At 29.2% G+C, this 8,727-nt stretch carries 3 protein-coding genes; all 3 read right to left on the bottom strand.

Features of this window, described 5'->3' with window-relative positions; all coding sequences use genetic code 11:
* Window positions 1-168: 168 nt before the first annotated feature.
* On the bottom strand, window positions 169-1,932 hold the full coding sequence (locus MBFIL_RS00545) for a right-handed parallel beta-helix repeat-containing protein (protein ID WP_066970417.1): 1,764 nt from the start codon (window positions 1,930-1,932) through the stop codon (window positions 169-171).
* Window positions 1,933-2,332: 400 nt separating this feature from the next.
* Window positions 2,333-2,851 (bottom strand): hypothetical protein, encoded by a 519-nt coding sequence (locus MBFIL_RS10890; protein WP_066970415.1) that lies wholly within the window; start codon window positions 2,849-2,851, stop codon window positions 2,333-2,335.
* Between the two features lie 4 nt (window positions 2,852-2,855).
* A partial coding sequence (locus MBFIL_RS00535) for a transglutaminase-like domain-containing protein (RefSeq protein WP_157078605.1) occupies window positions 2,856-8,727 on the bottom strand: 5,872 nt, incomplete at its 5' end.

The following is an 8,727-nucleotide window of genomic DNA, read 5'->3' as shown; positions in this document are numbered from 1 at the left end:
ACATAAAATTAAACAAACCAAAAACAATAAGAACAACTAAAAACAATTCAACAAAACCAACAAAATATTAAAAAAAACTCACATAAAAACACAAAAAATAAAGAAAAAATCAATAAAATAGAACAAATAAAGAAACATTAAATGCGAATCCTCAGACATATTTAATCATTATGTTTTTCTTAGATGCCTTTTACTACCAGATATTTTCTCATATCCTGAAACTGCACAGAAATCAGCACCACAACCACTGCAAGTCCATTCTCCTTCTTGATGATGAACACCTTTAGGATTCCAAATAAGCTTAGAAGATTTCTTGGAATGAGTAAATGGACATTTGTTTACAAACACTACCTGTTTTTTACCTGCTCCATATCCTATTCTTCCACAACTACAATAAACTCCTTTTGGAGCTTTGATATTACCAGGATAATTCTGTTTAATAGTTTCAACATGAATCCTGCTAGTTTCACTCTCTGATTTAATAACCCCATTAATTTTTGTTGAAGTTACTAATTCTTTAACACTGTAAGATTTAATAATCAAATGTTTAACATTTTTAATTGATCCTCTACCAGTAAGATAATTTGATATGACAAATTCTTTAACATCATATGTTTTTTCATCAAATTGTAGTGATTTAGTGGTTTTTTGAGAAATTATAACCTTTGTAGTGTTAGATAATTTATTGTAAATTGCAGAATCATTATAAACTACATTTAAATTATTTGTTCCTTTAACATTAAAATTTGTAATTTTAACTGATGCTATGCCTTTAGAATTTGATTTTAATTGGTATTTTTTAGTTTTTAAAGTTATTAATGTCTTCTCCTTTGCTGGAGAAGTATTTTTTTCAATTATTTTATTATCTAAGTACAATGAACTTTTAGCATAAACTGCATTTAATCCATTGTTTCCTGTTGTGAGTTTTACTGTTACTATTGCATCCCCTTTTTTATTAACTGTTCCACCATTAAGAGAAGCTATTACTGTGTATAATTTTGCTTTATTAGCTGAAAATGTGGTTTTATATAATTTAAGTGCTTTAACTGTGTAAATTGCACTTCCATTGTCCGCTTTATTGTATTTAAATTGAGTATTGTTTTTAATAACTATTACTCCCTCTAAATATGCTGCACCACCATTAGCTCCAGTATTATTTTGGAATGTAGAGGATTCAATATTGCCTTTTCCAGTTAAATAAATTGCACCACCAGTGGTTGCTTTATTCCTACTAAATACTGAAGATTTTATATTTAAGCTATTAACACTACCATAAGTACCAATAGCTCCACCTTTCACTCCAGTATTGTTTATAAATATAGATCCAGTTATTTGATTATTTGCACTGTTTCCATAAAACACTACTGCACCAGAATCAACTGAAGCACGATTATTTGTAAAGTTAGAGTTAATTATCTGAGTATTTTGAGCACGAGAATCTATTGCTGCCCCTCCACTTTTCTGACCACAACTTGAACCAGCATAAATAGCTTGATTATTTATAAAGGAGGACCCTATAATTTGTGCATTAGAACCAGTATCTTGAACAAATATAGCTCCTCCTCTAGACTTACTATTTTTTATAACACAATTTTTAACAGTTAATTTAGCTCCATTATCGTAAATAGCAGAACCAAATCCACTGACATCTGCATTTGTAAGTATTAAATAACGCAATGTAACATTTTGACCATCAATTTGAAATATTCCTCCTAATTCTTTAGAATCTAAAGTTGCTTTCTCTTTATCAGATTTCCCTGTAATTAATAAATTGTTAGATTTAACTACAATAGAATCTGCGAAATCACCACGAACATATGTTTTATTTCCTAAATCAACAGTTTTATTATTAGTATTATCAATTTTATCTTGAACTTCTTTAAATGTATCTGCAGCTGAAACTGCACTTGATGATACAATAGCTATTAACATTAAAGTGAGTAATGTAATAACTACTTTAGTTTTAAAATTTGAGTTTTCTTTAATTTGAATACCTCCTATTTGACTTAAATTATAAATTTAGTGTTGTAAATTAGATAATTATTGTTTTAATTGAATTATATGAGTGTTTAAATGTATTTTAGCCTGTTTAATCTATTTGATATTTTATTTTTAGTATTTATTCTGATTATTGCTAATAGTATTAATAAATTTATAAATATTAATAAATATTAAATACTATTTTAATTAAAAGTATTACTATTATCACATGAATCAGATAACTTATGAAAATCCATTAAAATAAAATAATAGGATTTAATATTAGGATTAAATGAATAAACACACTTAATAATCAATAATATGTTAATATTATCTAATTTACTAATTTAAATTATACCAATGTTGTTTTTCCATCACTATCTCTTATATCAAAACCACCTGAAATTTCTCCAGTTTTAGCAGAATAAACATTGAACCCCCAGTAGTATTCCCCATCATACTTAAAAACTTTATCAAAAGTATAATAAGACTTAATTTTATCTATTTTATATGCATCTTTTAGATTATTATCTGCAATTTTTCTCGCTTGTGCTTCAGATAAATGAAGACCTTTAGGATTGTTAGATTTAAGATTGTTATTCTCCTTACTACTACTTTTAGAGACATCATAAGAACCACTAGATCCATTGTTAGAGAAATTACTAGAGGAATTAGTAGAAGAATTACTACTGAGATTATTAGAGCTATTAGTATCATTAGTAATATTTTCTTCGTGAAAAGTACTATTATTTAAAAGTGTATCGTTTACTTTATTCCCAGAGCCCTGTGTAATATTCTGTGCTAATGTTATCCCTAAACCAAAGACAACCCCAACAATTATTACAATCAATATAACATATTTAATTTTCATAATATCACCTTAACCTAACATTAGATGCGGCATATTTAGGATCAATTGAATAAAATACTCCAGTTTTATAGGATAAAGACCAATTAGGATCATCATAATTATGAACAGGACGTATAGCATCAAGATAAACCCATTTTTTATTAACATATGCCATTGACCAATAATGAGGGTAAACACTGCCCCTACTAAATTTACATCCACCGTTACCGTAAACAGCAGGTATTTTTGCAGTTCTAAGCATTGCATTCATTAAATTACTATAATCTGCACAATTAATAAGTTCTAAAGCTGATGAAGTCAATAATAAATTTAGAGATTTTTTTGCTCCATGTTTAGTATCACAATAAAATCTATACTTATTAGTGCTAGATAACCATTCATACAATGCTTTTGACTTACTATATGGAGTAATCTCTCCAACTAGATTATTTTTAAATATTTTTATTACAAATGACTTGATGTATGGATCATTTACTTGACAGTTTGCAGTAGACTTTAAGTATTTGCCATATGCTGCTTGTTCGGACTTTGTTAGGTTGTTAATGAAATATATGTTATCATCAGCTAATAAAAGTATGTCTTTTTGTATGTGAATATTGCTTTTCTTTTCAACTATTGTTTTGATTTTGTAACTCAATTTTTTATATGGTTTAATAACTCCATTTTTCTTAATATTCCAATAAGACTTGCTTAAAAGAGTGGATGATACTTTAACATTTGTAATATTGGTTGATGACGTGAATGATGAGTCTCCAGCAAATTTAGTAGTGAATTTGTAAGATTTAGTTGTTCCTACTTTTGGAGAAATACCAGTATATGTTATAATAGCTATTCCTTTAGAATCTGTTTTTCGTGAAAATTTGTTGTTAATTGTGACCTTTTTACCTGAAATTAAATTCGAAGGCTTTTGCTTTGTATTGTTAATATAAACTTGTGTGTTACCACTATGCCAAATAGCTTCTTTAACATTGTCATATCCATATACTTTTATTTTAAGTTGAGTTTTATTAACATATAATACACCATTTGGAATAGTTACACTAAGTTTACTTAGGGCTTTATTGCTATTCAAATAGGATTGTGTGATGTTTAATTTATTAGAAGAATATATTGCACTTCCAATATTGGCAGTATTTTTAGTGAAACTAGATTTCGATTTAATCACAGCTGAAGCATTTGTAAATAATCCTCCACCACGAGTAGCACTGTTGTTAGTGAACTGTGAAGAACTAATGGTTGCTATGTTCAAAACATATATTGCACCACCATTTTCCCTTGCAGAATTTTTAGTAAATGTTGAAGCTGATAGCGAAATTGGGTTTAAATTGTAGAGACCTCCACCTTTTTGAGCAATATTACAGCTAAAAGTTGATGAAGATATCGTAGCAAGCGTATTTGTTTTAAAAGTCTCGTTTTTACGAGTGTAAACTGCCCCACCATATATAGCATTATTATTTGAAAAACTCGAAGATGAAATAGTTACATTAGCTAAAGCATGTAATACTCCACCATTAGATGTAGCTTTATTAGATGTAAACTTTGAAGAAGTTATACTTACATTACCAACCGATAAAATAGCTCCACCATGTGTCGCATTGTTAGACTCAAAATTAGAAGAAGACGAAATAGCTAAAGACGCTAACGAATAAATGCTTCCCCCATTTACAGCACTATTACTTCTAAAACTAGAAGATTTTACATTTCCAGGATTATTCTTAGAAATATATAATGCACCACCAGATAATATTGCTTTATTACTTAAAAAACTTGAAGATCCTATATTTACAGAACCATTACCATATAATGCACCACCATTAGACGTAGCTCGATTAGATGTAAACTTTGAAGAAATTATGTTTACATTACTTGATAAAATAGCACCACCAAATGTTGCATTGTTAGACTCAAAATTAGAAGAAGACGAAATAACCAAAGATGCCAACGAATAAATACTCCCTCCATTTACAGCACTATTACTCCTAAAACTAGAAGACCTTAAATTTCCAGAACCATTCTTAGAAATATACAATACACCACCAGACAATGCTGCCTTATTACTTAGAAAACTTGAAGACTCTATATCTACAGCACCATTACCATATAATACACCACCATTAACACTAGCAACATTAGATGAAAACGAAGAATTACTTACATTAGCTGATGACTCAGTATAAACAGCTCCACCATTATCTGCTTTACTAAACTCAAAAACAGAAGATGTGAGAGTCAATTGAGATAAAGAATAGATTGCACCACCAGTTTTTCCAATATTACTTTTAAAGTTTGATGAAGAAATTGTTAATTTATCGGATCTACTATTGTTAGTGTATATAGCACCACCATATAATTTAGCATTATTATTTAAAAAACTTGAAGATGAAATAGTTACATTAGCTAAAACATATAAGACACCACCATTAGACTTAGCTTGATTAGAGGTAAACTTTGAAGAAATTATGTTTACATTACCACTTGATAAAATAGCACCACCAAATGTTGCATTGTTAGACTCAAAATTAGAAGAAGACGAAATAACTAAAGATGTTAACGAATAAATACTCCCTCCATTTACAGCACTATTACTCCTAAAACTAGAAGACCTTACATTTCCAGAACCATTCTTAGAAAAATACAACACACCACCAGACAATGCTGCCTTATTACTTAGAAAACTTGAAGACTCTATATCTACAGCACCACCACCATATAATACACCACCATTAACACTAGCAACATTAGATAAAAACGAAGAATTACTTACACTTAATGATAACTCAGTATAAACAGCTCCACCATTATCCGCCCCATTATCTTCAAAAACAGAAGATACTAGAGTTAATGGAGATGAAGAATAAATTGCACCACCAGCTTTTCCAACATTACTCTTAAAGTTTGAGGAAGAAATTGTTAGATTATCAGAGTTACTATTGTTAGTGTTACTATTGTTAGTGCATATGGCACCACCATATAATTTAGCACTATTATTTAAAAAACTTGAAGATCCTATGCTTACAGAACCATTACCATATAATGCACCACCATTAGACGTAGCTTGATTAGAGGTAAACTTTGAAGAAGTTATGTTTACATTACCACTTGATAAAATAGCACCACCATATGTTGCATTGTTAGACTCAAAATTAGAAGAAGACGAAATAACCAAAGATGTCAACGAATAAATACTCCCTCCATTTACAGCACTATTACTCCTAAAACTAGAAGACCTTACATTTCCAGAACCATTCTTAGAAAAATACAACACACCACCAGACAATGCTGCCTTATTACTTAGAAAACTTGAAGACTCTATATCTACAGCACCACCACCATATAATACACCACCATTAACACTAGCAACATTAGATAAAAACGAAGAATTACTTACACTTAATGATGACTCAGTATAAACAGCTCCACCATTATCCGCCCCATTATCTTCAAAAACAGAAGATGATAAAATTAATGGAGATGAAGAATAAATTGCACCACCAGCTTTTCCAACATTACTTTTAAAGTTTGATGAAGAAATTGTTAATTTATCGGATTTACTATTGTTAGTGTATATAGCTCCACCATATAATTTAGCACTATTATTTAAAAAACTTGAATAAGTTATATTTAAATTACCACTTGATAAAATAGCACCACCATATGTTGCATTGTTAGACTCAAAATTAGAAGAAGACGAAATAACTAAAGATGCTAACGAATAAATACTCCCTCCATTTACAGCACTATTACTCCTAAAACTAGAAGACATTACATTTCCAGAATTATTCTTAGAGATATATAAAACACCACCAGACAATGTTGCATTATTATTTATAAAATTTGAAGATTCTATATTTACAGTACCATCACCATATAATACACCACCATTAACATTAGCAACATTAGATGAAAACGAAGAATTACTTACACTTAATGATGACTCAGCATAAACAGCTCCACCATTATCTGCCCCATTATAATCAAAAACAGAAGATACTAGAGTTAATGGAGATGAAGAATAAATTGCACCACCAGCTTTTCCAACATTACTTTTAAAATTTGATGAAGAAATTGTTAATTTATCAGATTTACTATTGGCGTGTATGGCACCACCAGATAATATTGCTTTATTACTTGTAAAACTTGAAGAATCTATATTTACAGTACCATCACCATATAATGAACCACCATTAACATTAGCAACATTTGATAAAAACGAAGAATTACTTACACTTAATGATGACTCAGTATAAACAGCTCCACCATTATCTGCCCCATTATAATCAAAAACAGAAGATACTAGAGTTAATGGAGATGAAGAATAAATTGCACCACCAGCTTTTCCAACATTACTTTTAAAATTTGATGAAGAAATTGTTAATTTATCAGATTTACTATTGGCGTGTATGGCACCACCAGATAATATTGCTTTATTACTTGTAAAACTTGAAGAATCTATATTTACAGTACCATCACCATATAATGAACCACCATTAACATTAGCAACATTTGATAAAAACGAAGAATTATTTACACTTAATGATAATTTAGTATAAACAGCTCCACCATTATCTGCCCCATTATCTTCAAAAACAGAAGATGTAAGAGTTAATGGAGATGATGAATAGATTGCACCACCAGTTTTTCCAATATTATTTTTAAAATTTGAGGAATAAATTGTTAATTTATCAGATTTACTATTGTTGGTGTATATGGCACCACCCAAATTACCATAATTTTCTATAAAATTTGATGATGTGATTGTTAGATTAGATAATGCATATACTGCTCCAGCATTATCAATTACTTTATTGGAATTAAATATTGATGATGATATTATAACTGGACAAGATGCATAAATTGCTCCACCATTCTTACCACTATTATTTGTAAATGAAGATGATGTAATTTTTAATGTACTAATATCTGTAGTATATATTGCACCATCTAATGTTCCTTTATTATTTTCAAATGTTGATGAATCTATTGTTAATATACTTCCACTATATATAGCTGCACCCAAAAGTGTTGCACTATTATTTATAAATACTGATGATTTTATGGTTAAAGTTGAATTAGGATTAACTGAGCTTAATGCTCCTCCTCTAGAACATGAATTATTTATAAATGTAGATCCAATTAATCGATTATTTAATCCAACTTGAAAAACTAAAGCTCCTCCATGACCTATAGCATAATTATTTGTGAAATTACAATATTCTACCGTATTATTTGAACTATGAAAGTCTAATGCACCTCCAACTGAATTATTATCTTTACCTCCATAAATTGCACTATTATTATCAAAAACACAATGAGAAACTAATGCATTGTCTGCATCTTTATTGAAAAACACTGCTCCACTGTCCCCTAAGCTGTTTTTAAAACTACAGTTTATAATAGTAAGCCCAGAAGCATATACATGAATAGCACTTCCAAATTCATTAGCATTAACATTTCCATTTATAAAATCAATATTTTGAATAGTAATATTTTCTCCAGTAACCGAAAGAATTCTACTCTTATTACAAGCATCTAATGTTGCTCTAGAATCTTTAGATTTACTTCCAAATATTGTGTTATCCTTATCAATTTTTATATGATTTCCAGAACCATAATAAGTTTTATTTTCTAAAACTATAATATCTCCAGAAGTAGAATTATCTATAGTCTCTTGGACATCTTTAAATGTATCTCCAGTTACATTATTCGTAGCTGCGAAAGAAGTAGACATGAAAAGAATTGGAATTATTAAGGGGGAATCAGTATGATTTAGATTGTTTGCATTGATTTCCTTTGTTTGTGATGCGATGATTTCTTTGTTTTCACAGTGTAATGTTATTTTAATAGGGTCTATCTTGCTTAATTCGATGTCTTTTTTT

The sequence above is a fragment of the Methanobrevibacter filiformis genome (assembly GCF_001639265.1).
GTDB lineage: Archaea > Methanobacteriota > Methanobacteria > Methanobacteriales > Methanobacteriaceae > Methanacia > Methanacia filiformis.
This window is presented reverse-complemented; position numbering and strand designations above follow the sequence as displayed.

Coding starts and splice junctions, on each gene's coding strand:
- MBFIL_RS00545 (WP_066970417.1), bottom strand. CDS start 1,932: ATGTTAATAGCTATTGTATCATCAAGTGCAGTTTCAGCTGCAGATACA.
- MBFIL_RS10890 (WP_066970415.1), bottom strand. CDS start 2,851: ATGAAAATTAAATATGTTATATTGATTGTAATAATTGTTGGGGTTGTC.